Origin of the sequence: Streptomyces sp. NPDC048639, assembly GCF_043199075.1 — a bacterium.
In the GTDB taxonomy this organism is placed as follows: Bacteria; Actinomycetota; Actinomycetes; order Streptomycetales; family Streptomycetaceae; genus Streptomyces.
In genome coordinates this window covers 187,901-202,786 of the sequence record NZ_JBICVP010000007.1, presented here as the reverse complement: position 1 = coordinate 202,786, position 14,886 = coordinate 187,901, and the positions used below count along the sequence as shown (strand labels likewise).

Annotated in this window: 12 protein-coding genes; 5 read left to right on the top strand and 7 right to left on the bottom strand. The window is 72.8% G+C overall.

The window, feature by feature from the left end; all coding sequences use genetic code 11:
* Window positions 1-45: 45 nt before the first annotated feature.
* Together ACGFNH_RS20825 and ACGFNH_RS20820 are read right to left on the bottom strand one after the other, a co-directional pair.
* Entirely contained in the window at window positions 46-1,689 is a 1,644-nt protein-coding gene (locus ACGFNH_RS20825) for an ABC transporter permease (RefSeq protein ID WP_393655759.1), read from the bottom strand.
* Window positions 1,686-2,681, bottom strand: coding sequence for an ATP-binding cassette domain-containing protein (locus tag ACGFNH_RS20820; protein ID WP_393655757.1), 996 nt, complete (start codon window positions 2,679-2,681; stop codon window positions 1,686-1,688). The genes ACGFNH_RS20825 and ACGFNH_RS20820 overlap by 4 nt, the downstream gene beginning before the upstream one ends.
* A gap of 106 nt (window positions 2,682-2,787) precedes the next feature.
* Between ACGFNH_RS20820 and ACGFNH_RS20815 the strand changes: the two genes are divergently transcribed.
* Window positions 2,788-3,327, top strand: a complete 540-nt coding sequence (locus ACGFNH_RS20815; protein WP_393655755.1) for a GbsR/MarR family transcriptional regulator — start codon at window positions 2,788-2,790, stop codon at window positions 3,325-3,327.
* Window positions 3,328-3,390: 63 nt separating this feature from the next.
* On the opposite strand, the gene ACGFNH_RS20810 is transcribed toward ACGFNH_RS20815, so the two are convergent.
* Window positions 3,391-4,368, bottom strand: a complete 978-nt coding sequence (locus ACGFNH_RS20810) for a hypothetical protein (RefSeq protein WP_393655753.1) — start codon at window positions 4,366-4,368, stop codon at window positions 3,391-3,393.
* Between the two features lie 166 nt (window positions 4,369-4,534).
* Between ACGFNH_RS20810 and ACGFNH_RS20805 the strand changes: the two genes are divergently transcribed.
* Together ACGFNH_RS20805 and ACGFNH_RS20800 are read left to right on the top strand one after the other, a co-directional pair.
* Window positions 4,535-5,818, top strand: coding sequence for an adenylosuccinate synthase (locus ACGFNH_RS20805; protein ID WP_393655751.1), 1,284 nt, complete (start codon window positions 4,535-4,537; stop codon window positions 5,816-5,818).
* Window positions 5,819-5,979: 161 nt separating this feature from the next.
* Entirely contained in the window at window positions 5,980-6,840 is an 861-nt protein-coding gene (locus tag ACGFNH_RS20800; protein ID WP_393655749.1) for an arylamine N-acetyltransferase, read from the top strand.
* Between the two features lie 76 nt (window positions 6,841-6,916).
* On the opposite strand, the gene ACGFNH_RS20795 is transcribed toward ACGFNH_RS20800, so the two are convergent.
* The 4 genes from ACGFNH_RS20795 to ACGFNH_RS20780 all read right to left on the bottom strand — a co-directional run bounded on the left by ACGFNH_RS20795 (window position 6,917) and on the right by ACGFNH_RS20780 (window position 11,773).
* Window positions 6,917-8,515 (bottom strand): serine/threonine-protein kinase, encoded by a 1,599-nt coding sequence (locus tag ACGFNH_RS20795; protein WP_393655747.1) that lies wholly within the window; start codon window positions 8,513-8,515, stop codon window positions 6,917-6,919.
* Between the two features lie 70 nt (window positions 8,516-8,585).
* Window positions 8,586-9,026 (bottom strand): MarR family winged helix-turn-helix transcriptional regulator, encoded by a 441-nt coding sequence (locus tag ACGFNH_RS20790; protein WP_393656150.1) that lies wholly within the window; start codon window positions 9,024-9,026, stop codon window positions 8,586-8,588.
* A 125-nt stretch (window positions 9,027-9,151) separates the two neighbouring features.
* On the bottom strand, window positions 9,152-9,784 hold the full coding sequence (locus tag ACGFNH_RS20785) for a DJ-1/PfpI family protein (protein WP_393655746.1): 633 nt from the start codon (window positions 9,782-9,784) through the stop codon (window positions 9,152-9,154).
* Window positions 9,785-9,874: 90 nt separating this feature from the next.
* Window positions 9,875-11,773: a DUF4328 domain-containing protein gene (locus tag ACGFNH_RS20780; protein WP_393655744.1), complete on the bottom strand. Its 1,899-nt coding sequence runs from the start codon at window positions 11,771-11,773 to the stop codon at window positions 9,875-9,877.
* Between the two features lie 529 nt (window positions 11,774-12,302).
* Here ACGFNH_RS20780 and ACGFNH_RS20775 point away from each other — a divergent pair.
* Complete coding sequence (locus ACGFNH_RS20775) at window positions 12,303-13,664, top strand: aspartate aminotransferase family protein (protein WP_393655742.1); 1,362 nt, start codon at window positions 12,303-12,305, stop codon at window positions 13,662-13,664.
* A 398-nt stretch (window positions 13,665-14,062) separates the two neighbouring features.
* Window positions 14,063-14,779 (top strand): GntR family transcriptional regulator, encoded by a 717-nt coding sequence (locus ACGFNH_RS20770; RefSeq protein ID WP_393655740.1) that lies wholly within the window; start codon window positions 14,063-14,065, stop codon window positions 14,777-14,779.
* Window positions 14,780-14,886: the final 107 nt, after the last annotated feature.

The following is a 14,886-nucleotide window of genomic DNA, read 5'->3' as shown; positions in this document are numbered from 1 at the left end:
GGGAGGACCATCGCGGTGGGCACGCACCCCCGTACGCGCCCCGTCCTACTGGCTCAGGTCGCGGCGCCGGAGGGCGGCGAGTCCCGCGGCCGTCATGAGCGCGGTGAGCGCCGGCATCCAGACGTACGGGGCCGCGGCGACCTCGCCGCCCGGGAGCTTCGGCAGGTGCCCGAAGGGCGAGAGGTCCATGACCCCCTGCGGCACGTTCAGGGCGGGGCCGAGCCATCCGATGGCCAGGCACGCCCCGGCCACCGCCCAGCCCGCGACCGACGCCTTCGGTACGGCTCCGAAGAGCAGCATCGCCACCGCGGCCAGCGCCCAGGCGGCGGGGAGTTGGGCCAGGGCCGCGCCCAGCACCGGCGGCATCTGCCCGCCGATGTCCTCGACCGCGAGGCCGTGGCCCAGCCCCATCCCCAGCCCGCCGGAGAGCATCACGACGACCGTGCCGGCGAAGGCGAAGACAAGGTGGCTCGCCGCCCAGTGCAGCCGGCTCACGGCCCCGGCGAGGACCGGCTCCGCCCGCTCCGCGGTCTCCTCGCCGCGCAGCCGCATCACACAGCCCACCGCGTAGATCGCTGCGACCATGCCGAGCATCCCGATCATGCCGGCGAGGAAGGAGTCGGTGATGCCCTGCCGGCCGCCCATCCGCTCGAGGACCTGCCGGGTGCTCTCGCTGTCGCCGACCAGGTCGGCCACCCCGTCCGTCATGCTGCCGAAGACCACGCCGGCGGCGGCGAAGCCGAGCGACCAGCCGAGCAGCGAGCCGCGCTGGAGCCGCCAGGCGAGTCCGTACGGGCCGTTGAGCCGGCCCGGTGCGGCGGGCGCACCGGGCCGGGCGGGCAGGAAGCTCGCGCCGATGTCGCGGCGCCCCGCGAGGACGTACGCGACGGCAGCCGTGAGCGCCGCGGCCGCGTACAGCAGGAGCAGCACGGGCCACCGGTTGTCGGCGAAGGCACGGACGTTCTCCCCCCAGCCGACCGGGGAGATCCAGGTCAGCAGGGAGGATCCGTCGGCGGTCGCGGCGTCACCCGCCGCGCGCAGCATGAACGCCAGGCCCACCGCAGCGCCCGCCAGGCTCCTCGCCGCCCGCGCGCTCTCGGTGAGCTGGGCCGTGACGGCGGCGACCCCCGCGAAACACAGGCCCTGCCCCGCGATCGCGAGGCCGAGGGCCAGCGATCCGCCGGCCGGCTGGTCGGATCCGATGAGGCCGAGGGTGATGAGGAGGGCGATCAGGGCGTTGGCGGTCAGGGCCGCGAGGATCGCCGAGGTCAGCGGGGCGCGGCGGCCGACGACGGCGGAGGACAGCATCTCCTGGCGGCCGGTCTCCTCCTCCTCGCGGGTGTGCCGGACGACGATGAGCAGGCTCATGATCCCGGCGAAGACGCCGGCGTAGCCGACCATGCGCCAGGCGGTCAGGCCGCCGACGGAGTCGCTGAACACCGGTCCGTACAGGGCGCGGAGGGAGCCGTTGGCGGTCATCGACCGGGCCAGGTCGGCCCGGTCCGCGGCGCTGCCGTAGTAGGACTTGATGGCCTCCACGGAGTTGACGACGGCGATGGTCACGACGGCCACCCACACCGGCAGCATCACGCGGTCGCGGCGGAGCGCGAGGCGCATGAGCGTGCCGGTGCCCGCGAGGTTGCGCGATCCGCCCGCGCGCGCGGCGGGGACGTCGGCCACGGCGGTCATCGCGACATCGCCCCTTCGGCGTCGCCGGTGGTGGCGGTGTCGGCGGAGGCGTCGCCCGCGGGCGCGGTGCCGGAGGAGCCGGGGGAGTCCGGTGAGTCCTGGTAGTGGCGCAGGAACAGCTCCTCCAGCGTGGGCGGCGTACTGGTCAGGCTGCGCACTCCGGACTCGCTCAGCCGCCGCAGTACGCCGTCGAGCTTGTCGGTGTCGACCTGGAGCCCGACCCTCGTCCCCCGGACGTCGAGGTTGTGGACGCCGGGCAGTCGCGACAACCCGTTGGGCGGGCCCGCCAGTTCGGCCGTGACGGACGTACGGGTCAGGTGCCGCAGCTCGGTCAGCGAGCCGGTCTCGACGGTCGCGCCCTTGCGGATGATGCTGACCCGGTCGCACAGCGCCTCGACCTCGCTGAGGACGTGACTGGAGAGCAGGACCGTACGGCCTCGCTGCCGCTCGTCCCGGACGCAGTCCTGGAAGACCTCCTCCATGAGCGGGTCGAGGCCGGAGGTCGGCTCGTCCAGGATCAGCAGGTCGACGTCGGAGGCGAAGGCGGCGACCAGGGCGACCTTCTGCCGGTTGCCCTTGGAGTAGCTGCGCCCCTTCTTCGTCGGGTCGAGCTCGAAGCGGTCGAGCATTTCGGCGCGGCGGACCTTGTCCAGGCCGCCGCGCAACCGCCCGTAGAGATCGATGACTTCACCGCCGGAGAGGTTGCGCCACAGGGTGACGTCTCCCGGCACGTATGCGACGCGGCGGTGCAGATCGACCGCGTCCCGCCAGGGGTCCCGGCCCAGCAGCCGGGCGGTGCCGCCGTCGGCGCGCAGCAGGCCGAGGAGGACGCGGATGGTGGTGGACTTCCCGGCGCCGTTGGGGCCGAGGAAGCCGTGCACCTCACCGGTCTCGACGGCGAGGTCGAGGCCGTCCAGCGCGTGGGTCCGGCCGAAGGACTTGTGGAGGCCGATCGCGTGGATCGCGAGAGCGGGGTCGATTGCCTGCTTCATGTTTTGGAACGTACGCTAGTTTCACAAATTTGTGAAGTTAAGGAACCGTATAAATTAGGCCTCGGGGGATGCGGACCGCTTGCTGAGCAGGGGAGATGATGAAGCGATGGACGGTACGGCCGAAACGGTGGACGACCCCGGTGAGCGCGACGACGACGCCGTGTCCCGCTTCGTCGAGCGGTTCGCCGCCGACCTGACCGAGGCGGGCATGCAGCGCATGGCGTCCCGGGTCTTCGCGGCGCTGCTCGCCTCCGACTCCGGTTCGATGACCTCGTCCGAGCTGGCCGAGCGGCTCCGGATCAGCCCGGCGGCCGTCTCCGGTGCGATCCGCTACCTCGGCCAGGTCGACGTGGTCCGCCGCGAGCGCGAGCCGGGTACCCGACGCGACCGCTACCGCGTCTACAGCGACATCTGGTACGAGTCGTTCACGCGGCGGGACCAGTCCCTGCTCCGCTGGCGGTCCACCCTCCGCGAGGGCGCCGAGGCCGTGGGGGAGGACACCCCCGCGGGCACGCGGCTGGCCGAGACGGCGGAGTTCTTCGACTTCCTCCACGACGAACTGCTCGGACTGCTCGACCGCTGGCGGGAGCACAAGGCCGCCCGCGACGAACGCGCCCGCGACGCCGGGGCGGCCGGGTCCGGATAGCGCGCCACCGGGGGCCCGGAGCGGTGGCGGCCCGCAGGCTCGGTCACCGACCCCGGGCGGGCGTCACCTGCGCGGGAGCGTGAGACGCCAAGCGGAGGGATGGACGGTCCAGGTGCGGGTCCTGACCGGGCCGCCCACCTGCGCGTCCGCCCGGTAGTGGAAGTCCGGCCCCGAGACCGTGATCGCGCGGGCCCGGACCGTACGGGGCGCCGCGCCCCCGCCGTTCGCGCCCGGCCGGACCACGACGCTTGCCAGCCCGTCGTCGTCCGCGTGCGGTCCCCCGGTGGTCACCGACACCGCCTCGACCGGGTGGTCGAGATCGGCGAGCAGCACGCCGTCCGCCTCGACGCGCAGCCGGTGGACCCCGCGCTCGCCTCTGCCCGTACGGTCGCCCCGCCCCGTGCGGTCGCCCCGCCCCGTGCGGCCGGGGCCGTCCGGCTCCTCGCCCGGGCCCTGCGGCTCGGGGGACGCGGCCGTGCGCCGGCGGGGAGATCCGGGGCCGCCCGGCGTCAGGGACCGAACCAGCGTGCGGCAGGTCCGCAGGCCCGGCTCCCACCACCGCCCGCGGTCGGCTCCGTCGCAGCCCGCCTCATGGATCTCGGGGATGTGCAGCCCGCCCAGGACGACGCCGTCGCTCTCGTCCACCAGCAGATCGAGCCGGCGGTCGATCCCGTCGAGCACAGCCCGTGCCGCCTCGACCGGCCCGGCCGGAACGCCGAGCGCGCGGGCCAGGGCCACCTCGTTCGCCGATCCGCCGACGGGCACCAGCGCCAGCGCCGCGGCGCCCAGAGCGCGTTCCCGGTGGAGGAGGCCCACGATGCGCAGCAGCGCCGCGTCGTCGCCCACGACCACCGGCCGTCGGCTGCCGCGGCGGGCCAGCGCCCGCGCGATCTCCTCGGGATCCGCCGGGAGGCAGATCTTGGCGCTCGCGCCCGCGCACAGCACATCTTTCGCGATCCGGACGGCCTCGCCGTCGATTCGCCGCGCGGCCGGGTCGATGACCACGAGCAGCGGGCGCCCACTGGGTCCTGGGGCCGACACCTCGGTCCTTCCTCAGGTAATCTCTCGGTGCAAGAGCCCCTGTCGCTGTTGCGTCAGGGGCTTCGTCTATCCGGGGCACCGCTTCGACGGCTCCGGGCGGCCGCCGCCCGTAGTGGCGAGCCGTCCGGCACGTTGGACATGCCCCGCCCGGAAGGGGTGTACGCCTGTGCCCGCACTTGTGCTGCTCGGTGCTCAGTGGGGTGACGAGGGCAAGGGGAAGGCCACCGATCTGCTCGGCGGCTCCGTGGACTATGTGGTGCGCTACCAGGGCGGCAACAATGCCGGCCACACGGTGGTCGTGGGCGACCAGAAGTATGCCCTGCACCTCCTCCCTTCCGGAATCCTGTCGCCGGGATGCACCCCGGTCATCGGCAACGGCGTCGTCGTCGACCCGGCGGTCCTGCTCTCCGAGCTGAGCGGGCTGAACGAGCGCGGTGTCGACACCTCGAAGCTCCTGGTCAGCGGTAACGCCCACCTGATCACGCCTTACCACACCACGATCGACAAGGTGACGGAACGGTTCCTCGGCAAGCGCCGTATCGGCACCACGGGACGCGGCATCGGCCCGTCCTACGCCGACAAGATCAACCGTGTCGGCATCCGCGTGCAGGACCTCTACGACGAGTCGATCCTCCTGCAGAAGGTCGAGGCGGCCCTCGACTTCAAGAACCAGATCCTCGCCAAGCTCTACAACCGGCGGGCCATCGACTCCGGGAAGATCGTCGAGGAACTGCTGGGATACGCCGAGCAGATCAGGCCGTTCGTCGCCGACACCACGCTCGTCCTCAACGACGCGCTCGACGAGGGCAAGGTCGTCCTCTTCGAGGGCGGCCAGGGCACGCTGCTGGACGTCGACCACGGTACGTATCCGTTCGTGACCTCCTCGAACCCGACCGCGGGCGGCGCCTGCACGGGCGCCGGGGTCGGCCCGACGAAGATCAACCGGGTCATCGGCATCCTCAAGGCGTACACCACCCGCGTCGGCGCCGGGCCCTTCCCGACCGAGCTGTTCGACGACGACGGCGAGGCGCTGCGCCGTATCGGCGGCGAGCGCGGTGTCACGACCGGCCGGGACCGCCGCTGCGGCTGGTTCGACGCGGTCATCGCCCGCTACGCGACCCGAGTCAACGGCCTCACCGACTTCTTCCTGACCAAGCTCGACGTGCTCACCGGCTGGGAGCGGATCCCGGTCTGCGTGGCGTACGAGATCGACGGCAGGCGCGTCGAGGAACTCCCCTACAGCCAGACCGACTTCCACCACGCGAAGCCGGTCTACGAGATGCTCCCGGGCTGGTCCGAGGACATCACGCAGGCCAAGACCTTCTCCGACCTGCCGAAGAACGCCCAGAACTACGTGAAGGCGCTGGAGGAGATGTCGGGCGCCCCGATCTCCGCGATCGGCGTCGGCCCGGGCCGCACGGAGACCATCGAGATCAACTCCTTCCTCTAGGGACCCCTGGGGCCCCTCTCCAGGGACCCCCGGACCCCGCCGCCTCCCACCCAGGTGGGAGGCGTCGGGACGCAGTACGCCCCGGCAGAGCACCGCCCTGCCGGGGCGCACTGCGTCCCGACGCCGAGCAGAGCCGGGGCGGAGGTCCTAGCGTCGTAGACATGGAACACTCCGACGCCGGATTCGGATGGGACGGCGAGCTGCTCGATCTGGACGCCTACCTCGCCCGGATCGGCTTCGACGGGGACCTCGCCCCGACGGTCGAGACGCTGCGCGCCCTGCACTTCGGGCACGTCTCGACGATCCCGTTCGAGAACGTGGACATCCTGCTCGGCCGGACGCTCCGTCTCGACGTCGTCGGGCTGCAGGACAAGATGGTCCGCCGGCCTCGCGGCGGCTACTGCTACGAGCACGTCAAGCTCTTCGCCGCCGCCCTCGAACGGCTCGGATTCGGCGTCACCGGCATAGCGGCCCGTGTCCGTATGGCCACCGGCAAGCTCCGGCCCGCGACGCACGCGCTGGTGCAGGTCGAGACCGCGGAGACGTCGGACACGGGCCGGATGTGGCTGTCCGACATCGGGTTCGGCGGAAGTCCCCTGAGCCCGATCGAGCTGCTCGACGGCGGCGAGGCCTCGCACGGCGGCTGGCACTACCGTCTCGAACTGCAGACGTCCGGTCCCGGTGTGGAGCAGTGGGTGCTGCACCAGCTGCGTGAGGACGGCTGGTTCGACCTGCACGGCTTCACGCTCGACCCGCACTACGCGGTCGACTTCGACGTGATCAACCACTACACCGCGACCCATCCCCGCTCGCCCTTCGTGAGCCGGCTGCTCGTCCAGCAGATGCTGCCCGAGGTCACGTACCGGCTGGACCGGACGGAGCTGGGGACCATGTACCCCGACGGCTCGGGCGACGCGCGGCAGCTCGAACCGGGCGACGTGCCCAAGACGCTCGAGGAGGTCTTCGGGATCGGGCTCGACGCGGAGGAGTCGGCGGCGCTGCTCGCGGCCGTACGGGGCTGAGGCGCCGTACAGGGCTGAGGGGCCGTACGGGCCCGAGGGCGGCCGGCCGTCGAGGCGGTGACCGGCCGGCGGCGGTCTAGCGCTGGACCTTCCGGTACGTCAGCGGCGCCGCGCTGTCATCGGAGAACATACGGCGGAGCGCCCCGCCCGAGGTCAGCTCCAGCGTCGTCGCGGGCCCCGGCTTGCAGGACGCCGCCTTCCCCCGGGTCACCTTGGACCGGCCCAGTTCCACGGGCGGGCCCGCGGATGTCAGAGTGGCGGTGAACTCGCAGTGGTACGAGGCCCCTTGGGCGGTCATGGTGAAGACCTGGTCGCCGACCGGCCCCTGGCGCAGCGTGATGCGGCGTACGTCGGTGCTGGACGACCCGAACCGGGCCTCCCAGGTGCCGAGGTACTTCTTGGGCACGGCGCCGCGGCCGTCCGAGGACGGGGAGCCGGACGCCCCGGAGTCGTTCATCCGGGAGTAGATGGACACGCCGGCCAGGGTGGTCACGGCGAGCGCCACAGCGACCAGCAGGGCGGTCGCGCCCTTGCGGCGTCCCGACGCCTTCGGCGCCGTGGCGGCGGGGATGCCGGGCGTGGAGGCGCGGGGGCTGGTCGCGCGGTGCGTCGCCGGGGGAGTCGCCTGCGCGGGTGCGGCCGGGGTGGTCGCGTGCGCGGGCGTCGTCGCGGACATCGTCGCCGGGGGCGCTCCCGGATACGTCTCCGGGGCCGTTCCCGCATGCGTCCCCGGTCCGGTCGCCGGTTCACCCACCACCGGGATCTCGCCCGTCTCCGGGCTCTCGGCCTCCAGCAACCGCATGGCGTGCCGGCCGAGCTGGGCCATGAGACCGCCGGGCAGCCAGGGCTCCCCGTACGTGTGCGCCGGCACACCCGCGAACTCCAGCACCCCTCCGGCGGTGGGCCGTTGGGCAGGGTCCTTGGAGAGGCACGCGGTCACGAGCCCCTGCAGCCCCGCGGGCACCTTCGCCAGGTCCGGAGGCTCCTCCGCGATCCGGAACATCGTGGCGTGCACCCCGCTGCCAGAGCCGAACGGCATCGCCCCCGACGCCGCGTACGCCAGCAGCGTCCCCAGGCAGAAGACGTCGCAGGCCGGGGTGATGCGCTCGCCGCGCACCTGCTCGGGGGCCATGAAGCCGGGGGAGCCGACCATCGCGCCGGTGCGGGTGAGCCCGCCGTCGGTCAAGGTCTCCAGCGCACGGGCTATGCCGAAGTCGATGACGCGGGGGCCGTCGAGGGTGATGAGGACGTTGGACGGCTTGAGGTCGCGGTGGACCAGGCCCGCGGCGTGGATGTCCTGAAGGGCGTGGGCGAGGCCGGCCGCCAGTACGCGTACGGCGTGTTCGGGCAGCGGTCCGTGCTCGCCGATGACGGTCCGCAGGGACGGCCCGGGTATGTAGCCGGTGGCGACCCAGGGGATCGCCGCCTCGGTGTCGGCGTCCAGGACGGGCGCCGTCCACGCACCGCCGACCCGGCGCGCGGCCTGCACTTCCTGCCGGAAGCGCCCCCGGAACTCGTCCTGCTCCGCCAGCTCTTGGCGGACCAGCTTGACCGCGACCGTACGGCCCCGGTCCGAGCGGGCCAGATAGACCACGCCCATGCCGCCCGCGCCGAGCCGGCCCAACAGCCGGTACGCCCCGATCCGCTGCGGGTCGCCGGCCCTCAGTTCGTCCATGTTTCCCGCCGCCTCCCCCGACCCCCGCAAGTTGCAACCGTGTCAGCGGAGAGAATAGAGGCACGGGTACTCAGGGTTCCCCGGCGGCCTCCAGGGCGCGGGACAGACGCTCCAGAACCCGTACGGTCGCGGCGCGTTCGGCAGGGCTCAGCTCGTCGGCCAGTCGCGCCGCGAACTCCGCGTGTCCCGGGGCGATACGGCGTACGGCCGCGAGGCCCTCGTCGGTCGGGCGGAGCAGTTTGGCACGGCGGTGCGCGGGGTTCGGCACGTATTCGGCGAGGCCCTTGTCCACCAGCAGATCGGCGATGCGCTGCACGCTCTGCCGGGTGATGCCCATCGCGCGGGCGATGCCGGAGACGGGGAGCGGCTCCCGGAGCACGGCGCCGAGGACCTGCCACCAGGCGGCGGTCAGCCCCGCGGGCCGGGCCAACTGCTCGGCGACGCCCAGGAACTGGCCGTTGAGGCGGAAGACGGCGAGCGCGGCGCGGGAGAGCATCTCCGGCGCGGGCATGTCCTCCGGCGCTTCCTTCGTTCCCTCCGCCTCGTCCTTCGTCACGTCGTTCTCCCGTCCGCCGTCACGTCCTGCCGTCATGTCCTGCCGTGGCGGAGCGCTCCGCGGCGAGGGGGTCCGTGACGTCACGCGGTTGCGCTCATCAGGACGGGGAAGGCTGCGGCGTCCCCGTGCGCGAACAGCCGGAACCAGGCGTCCAGGATGTGCGGCTCCATCACGTCCAGTTCGGCCAGGATCTCCCGCGCGAAGGCCACGGACTCGGTCGGTCCTGCTGTGATCAGCCCGCGGTCGTTGACCGCGTCCGCGTCGCGGTACCGCCCGGCACCCCCGTACCCCGGCTGCGGGGCGAGGTACTCCGGTACGGCGCTGGTGTGGTCCCGGTCGTCGAGCAGGCCCTCGCGGGCGAGGCCCGCGGTGGCGCCGCAGATGGCGGCCACCGGCACCCCCGCGGCCAGGAACTCCCGTGCCTTGCGGGCGAAGGGGACGAGGCTCTCGCCGGTCAGCCACAGCTGGGCGCCGGGGAGGATCAGCAGGGCGCTGTCCTCGGGCCGGAGGTCGTCGAGGGCCGCGTCGGGCCGGATGCGCAGGCCGCCTGCCGTGGTGACGGACTCCTTGCCGTCCGGGGAGACGGTGGCGACGGTGAGGGGGGTCTTGGGCGCGCGGTGGTACGTCGTGTCGTTGATGTGGGCGGTCGCGTGACCGAACTCCCAGTCGGCGAGGGTGTCGTAGACGGCCACGTGCACGGTTCGGCTGGTCATGGCTGCTCCTCGGTTCCCGGTGCCTCGGCACCACCAATGGACAGCATGCTGTCAAAAACGCAGCATGCTGTCAATCGGGAGAAGGGGGGTTCAGTACGGCCGGTGCGGTGCCAGCCGCTCCTGCCAGGACGTCAGCCGCTGGATGAAGCCGAGGGCGAGGACGCCCGCCACGAGCGAGGCGATGTCGGACATGATCGTCCACGCCGCGAGGCCCGCCATGTCGTTGTTCGTACTGGCCGCGACCTCCACGAGCGAGGTGAGGAAGCCGGTCACGAACGTCGCGCAGTACGTCCCCCACCACCAGTTGAGCAAAGCCCGGGAGGGCGCCGGGGCGCGGCCCCCGTACGGTCCGTGCTGCGCCGCGGGCGCCATGACATGCCAGATGTCGTTGGCCATCTGCTTCGGGAACCAGAGCTGCACGACCGGCGTGAACCACGACCCGACGGCCCACCCGCGGCTGAACCGCTGCCGCCCGGGCGCGATGACCTCGGTGTTCACCGACAGCCGCCAGAACCAGACCAGCCACAGCACGATGGTCGGAATGACTGTCAGGGCGCCGAACCCGGCGAAGGCCTCGACCGTGCTCTTGAGGTCGTCGATGTCGGCGTACGCATTGCTGTCGTAGGCGTCGTAGAGCGCGAAGTTGAGGAACAGATCGATCAGTGCGTAGAGAAGCGTCAGCGCCATGAAGACGGAGAGCGCGTTGGCAAGGCTGCGCCCCGATTTCCACAGGGGCGGCGCACTCGTCTGCGGCCGGTACGGGCCGGGGCCCGGAGCCGGCGCGGGCGCCGGGCCGTAAGGGGCGGCCCCGCCTGCCATGCCCCACGGAGCCTGCGGGCCGGGCGGCGGCGGAGTCGAGGGACCGTACGGCGGGGGAGTCGATCGACCGTACGGCGGTGGCGTCGAGGGGGCGTACGGCGGCGGAGGGGTGGAGTGCACAGGGCCGGGCGGCGGGGTGGACGGCGGGGATATCGCGCCGGTCGCGGGGCCTGCCGCGAAGCCGGTGGCATGGCCTGTGCCGGGGCCCGTCGCGGGCGGCGGAACCGATGGCCCGTGCGACGGGCCGGCGGCGTCGGAACGGCCCGTCGGCTGGGGTGTCTCCGTCTCCAGGAGCTGCAGGGCGTCCCGTCCGAGCCGGGCCAGCAGCCCGCCGGGCAGCCACGGCTCGTCGTCGGTGCTGCCGGTCCGCTCCAGCACCTGGTCGACGGTGAGGCGCTGTTCCGGCTTCTTGGCGAGGCAGCCGAGGACGATGTCCCGCAGCCCGTCCGGGAGCCCGGTCAGGTCGGGCTCCTCCTCGGCTATGCGGAACATCAGCGCGTGCATCCCGCTGTTGGCCGTGCCGAACGGCTGGCGCCCGGTGGCCGCGAACGCGAGAACCGAGCCGAGGCAGAACAGATCGCTCGCGGACGTCACGCGCTCGCCGCGCACCTGCTCGGGCGACATGAAGCCCGGCGATCCGACCACCGCACCCGTCATCGTGAGACCGCCCCCCGCGAGCGTCTCCGTGGCGCGGGCGATGCCGAAGTCGATGACGCGCGGGCCGTCGATGGTGACCAGGACGTTGGACGGCTTGAGGTCGCGGTGCACCAGCCCCGCGCCGTGGATGTCCCGCAGGGCGCAGGAGAGACCGACCGCGAGCGTGCGTACGGAGTGCTCCGGCAGCGGGCCGAAGTCGTCGGAGACGACCGACTGGAGTGACGGGCCGCCGATGTAGCCCGTGGCCACCCAGGGGGTTTCCGCCTCGGTGTCGGCGTCCAGGACGGGCGCGGTCCATCGGCCGCCCACCCGCCGCGCGGCCTCCACCTCGTGTGCGAACCGCCGCCGGAAGTCGGGCTGGCGGGCCAGCTCGGCCTGGACGAGCTTCACCGCGACCGTACGGCCCCGGTCCGAACGCGCCAGGAACACGACCCCCATACCGCCGGCGCCCAGCCTGCCGAGCAGCCGGTACGCCCCGATCCATTGCGGATCCTCGGCTCGCAGCTCTTCCATAGCGGGTGGTCTCCCCCGGTCGCGGTTGCGGTGCGACGAGGATAGGGCCCCGGTCGGACGGCGTCCCAACGGTCCGGTCGCCCCGTGCCGACCGTGTCGCCGTACGGTCGGGCTCAACGTCCGTATTCCTCCGGATTGTTGTGCAGGTGTGTCCGGTCCAGTCCGTGTCCGGCCCGTGCGCGGTCGCTGGCCGGTCCGTGCCCGGTGTCCACGGACCGGACAGTGACGGAGGCGGGGCGGGACGCCGAACGGGAATCGCGAGCCGGAATGCCGTACGCGCGAACGGACGGGACGGGGAGGCCCGAGGAGTGCGGAACCGGAAGGGGGAGGGCGGCGGGCCCGGCCGGACCGAAGGCGCCCCGGCCCGCGGTCCCGACCCGGCCTGCGGTCCCGATCCGGCCCGCGGTCCCGATCCGGCCTGCGGTCCCGACCCGACCCGACCCGACCCGACAGGGTGCCGGGCGACGTGGCGCAGGACATACACATTGGCGGTGTCGGGCGCCCCGTGCGGATTCATACGCTGGGCGGCATGAACCCTCTTGCAGATCCCCAGGTCGGGAAGGCTGTCAAGGCCGCCGACCGCGCCCATGTCTTCCACTCCTGGTCCGCACAAGGGCTCATCGACCCCCTGCCGGTGGCCGGTGCGGAAGGCTCGTACTTCTGGGACTACGACGGCAACCGCTACCTCGACTTCTCCTCGCAGCTCGTCAACACCAACATCGGCCACCAGCACCCGAAGGTCGTCGCGGCCATCCAGGAGCAGGCCGGCAAGCTGTGCACCATCGCGCCCGGCTTCGCCGTGGACGTGCGGTCGGAGGCGGCGCGCCTCATAGCCGGGCGCACGCCCGGCGACCTCGACAAGATCTTCTTCACCAACGGTGGTGCGGAGGCGGTCGAGAACGCGGTGCGCATGGCTCGTCTGCACACCGGCCGCTCCAAGGTGCTGTCCGCCTACCGCTCGTACCACGGCGCCACCGCCGCGGCGATCAATCTCACCGGTGACCCGCGCCGCTGGCCCTCCGACACGGCCTCGGCCGGTGTCGTGCACTTCTGGGGCCCGTACCTCTACCGCTCCCACTTCCACGCCGAGACCGAGGCGCAGGAGTGCGAGCGCGCGCTGGCCCACCTCGAGGAGACGATCGCGTTCGAGGGCCCGCAGACCATTGCGGCGATCATCCTGGAGACCGTCGTCGGCACGGCGGGCGTCCTGGTGCCGCCGCCCGGTTACCTCGCGGGCGTCCGCGAGATCTGCGACCGCCACGGCATCGTCTTCGTCCTCGACGAGGTGATGGCGGGCTTCGGGCGAACGGGCCGCTGGTTCGCCGCCGACCACTTCGGCGTCGTGCCCGACCTGCTGACCTTCGCCAAGGGCGTCAACTCCGGCTACGTACCGCTCGGCGGCGTCGCGATCTCCGCGGAGATCGCGGCGACCTTCGACCGGCGGCCGTACCCGGGTGGCCTGACCTACTCCGGTCACCCGCTGGCCTGCGCCTCCGCCGTCGCGACCATCAACGCGATGGAGGAGGAGGGGATCGTCGAGAACGCGGACCGTATCGGCGAGACGGTGCTCGGCCCCGGGCTGCGCGAACTCGCCGAGCGCCACCCGTCGGTGGGCGAGGTGCGCGGCTTCGGCGTCTTCTGGGCGCTCGACCTCGTCAAGGACAAGGCGACGCATGAGCCGCTGGTGCCGTACAACGCGGCGGGCGAGGCGAACGCTCCCATGGCGGCCTTCGCCGCGGCGTGCAAGAAGAACGGTCTGTGGCCCTTCGTGAACATGAACCGTACGCACGTCGTGCCGCCGTGCACGATCACCGAGGCCGAGGCCAAGGAGGGTCTCTCGGCCCTGGACGCGGCCCTCACGGTGGCGGACGGGCACACGACCGCCGCCTGAACCGCACGGCGCCGCTCCTGACGGCCCGCCCGGGCCGGGCATTCGTCCGGCCCGGACGGGCCGCTGCCGTCGGCTCGGGCGGTGGGTCGCGGGTCGAGGAGCCGCGGGTGGAGGGGCCGGGGGCGAGGGTCGCGGATGGAGAGGCCGGGCCGGGGGTCGAGGGCCGCGGATCGAGGGACCGCGGGTCGAGGGACCGCGGGTCGAGGGACCGCGGGTCGAGGCCGAGCAGCCGCGGCGGTCGCGGTCGTACGTGGTCGTGCGCGGTCGTACGCGTCGTGCACTCGCGCCTTCCGTGCCCGCCGTTTTCGCCCCGTCCGCGGGCGCGCAGCCCCGCCCGCCAGCGCATAGGGTGAGCGCGGGCCGCTCCTGACCTGCGGCCCGCGGAAGGAGACGGACCGATGCGGGGTGGCAGTGGCCGCGACCAGCACGGCGGCGGAGACCGTTCCGCCGTCACCGTCACCCGCAACACGCTGCGCCAGCAGATCGCCGAGGCGCTCTGCGACGAGATCCTCGCCGGCCGCCTCCCCGCGGGCCGCCATGTGACCGTCAAGGAGATCGCCGAGCAGTACGGCGTCTCCGCCACCCCCGTCCGCGAAGCGCTCGTCGACCTCGCCGCGCAGGGGCTGGTCGACATGGAGCACCACCGCGGCTTCCAGGTGCACTCGCTCACGCTCGATGACTTCCGTCACATGGTCGAGGCCCGCGCCCTCATCGTCGACGGCATCTTCCGGGAGGGCACGGAGCATCTGCTGCGCGGCGCCACCGCCCGTGCCTTCGCCTCCGTACGCCGCAGAGCTGAGGAGGCCGAGCGGGCGTCGAGGGCCGGGGACCTGGACATCCTGATCGGGTACGACCTGCGCTTCTGGCGCGAGTTGGGCTCTCTCGCCGGAAATCCATACATCTCGGACTTTCTTCACCGGATGCGCATGCAGTGCTGGGCGTTCGCCGTGCCGTATCTGCGCCAGGAGCCGGATCTCAGAGGCCGGTTGTGGAGCGGGCACCGCACGCTCATCGAGGCCGTCGAGCGGCGCGACCCGGCCGCCGCCCAGCACCTGATCGCCGAGTACGACGACCACTCCCTGCGGATCCTCGAGAAGTTGATGCAGGGCGGCTGAGTGCCGTTGCGCACTTTGCGCCGTGAGGCCCCGCTGACGCCCCCTGCCCCGCCGCCGGTCCAGAACTCCCTCCGGAGCGCCCGAACCTCGCGCGCTCCGCGACCGTC

What these genes read in the sequence shown, in the direction of transcription:
- ACGFNH_RS20825 (WP_393655759.1), bottom strand. Translation starts at nt 1,689, where the DNA reads ATGACCGCCGTGGCCGACGTCCCCGCCGCGCGCGCGGGCGGATCGCGC.
- ACGFNH_RS20820 (WP_393655757.1), bottom strand. Translation starts at nt 2,681, where the DNA reads ATGAAGCAGGCAATCGACCCCGCTCTCGCGATCCACGCGATCGGCCTC.
- ACGFNH_RS20815 (WP_393655755.1), top strand. Translation starts at nt 2,788, where the DNA reads ATGGACGGTACGGCCGAAACGGTGGACGACCCCGGTGAGCGCGACGAC.
- ACGFNH_RS20800 (WP_393655749.1), top strand. Translation starts at nt 5,980, where the DNA reads ATGGAACACTCCGACGCCGGATTCGGATGGGACGGCGAGCTGCTCGAT.
- ACGFNH_RS20795 (WP_393655747.1), bottom strand. Translation starts at nt 8,515, where the DNA reads ATGGACGAACTGAGGGCCGGCGACCCGCAGCGGATCGGGGCGTACCGG.
- ACGFNH_RS20790 (WP_393656150.1), bottom strand. Translation starts at nt 9,026, where the DNA reads ATGCCCGCGCCGGAGATGCTCTCCCGCGCCGCGCTCGCCGTCTTCCGC.
- ACGFNH_RS20785 (WP_393655746.1), bottom strand. Translation starts at nt 9,784, where the DNA reads ATGACCAGCCGAACCGTGCACGTGGCCGTCTACGACACCCTCGCCGAC.
- ACGFNH_RS20780 (WP_393655744.1), bottom strand. Translation starts at nt 11,773, where the DNA reads ATGGAAGAGCTGCGAGCCGAGGATCCGCAATGGATCGGGGCGTACCGG.
- ACGFNH_RS20775 (WP_393655742.1), top strand. Translation starts at nt 12,303, where the DNA reads ATGAACCCTCTTGCAGATCCCCAGGTCGGGAAGGCTGTCAAGGCCGCC.
- ACGFNH_RS20770 (WP_393655740.1), top strand. Translation starts at nt 14,063, where the DNA reads ATGCGGGGTGGCAGTGGCCGCGACCAGCACGGCGGCGGAGACCGTTCC.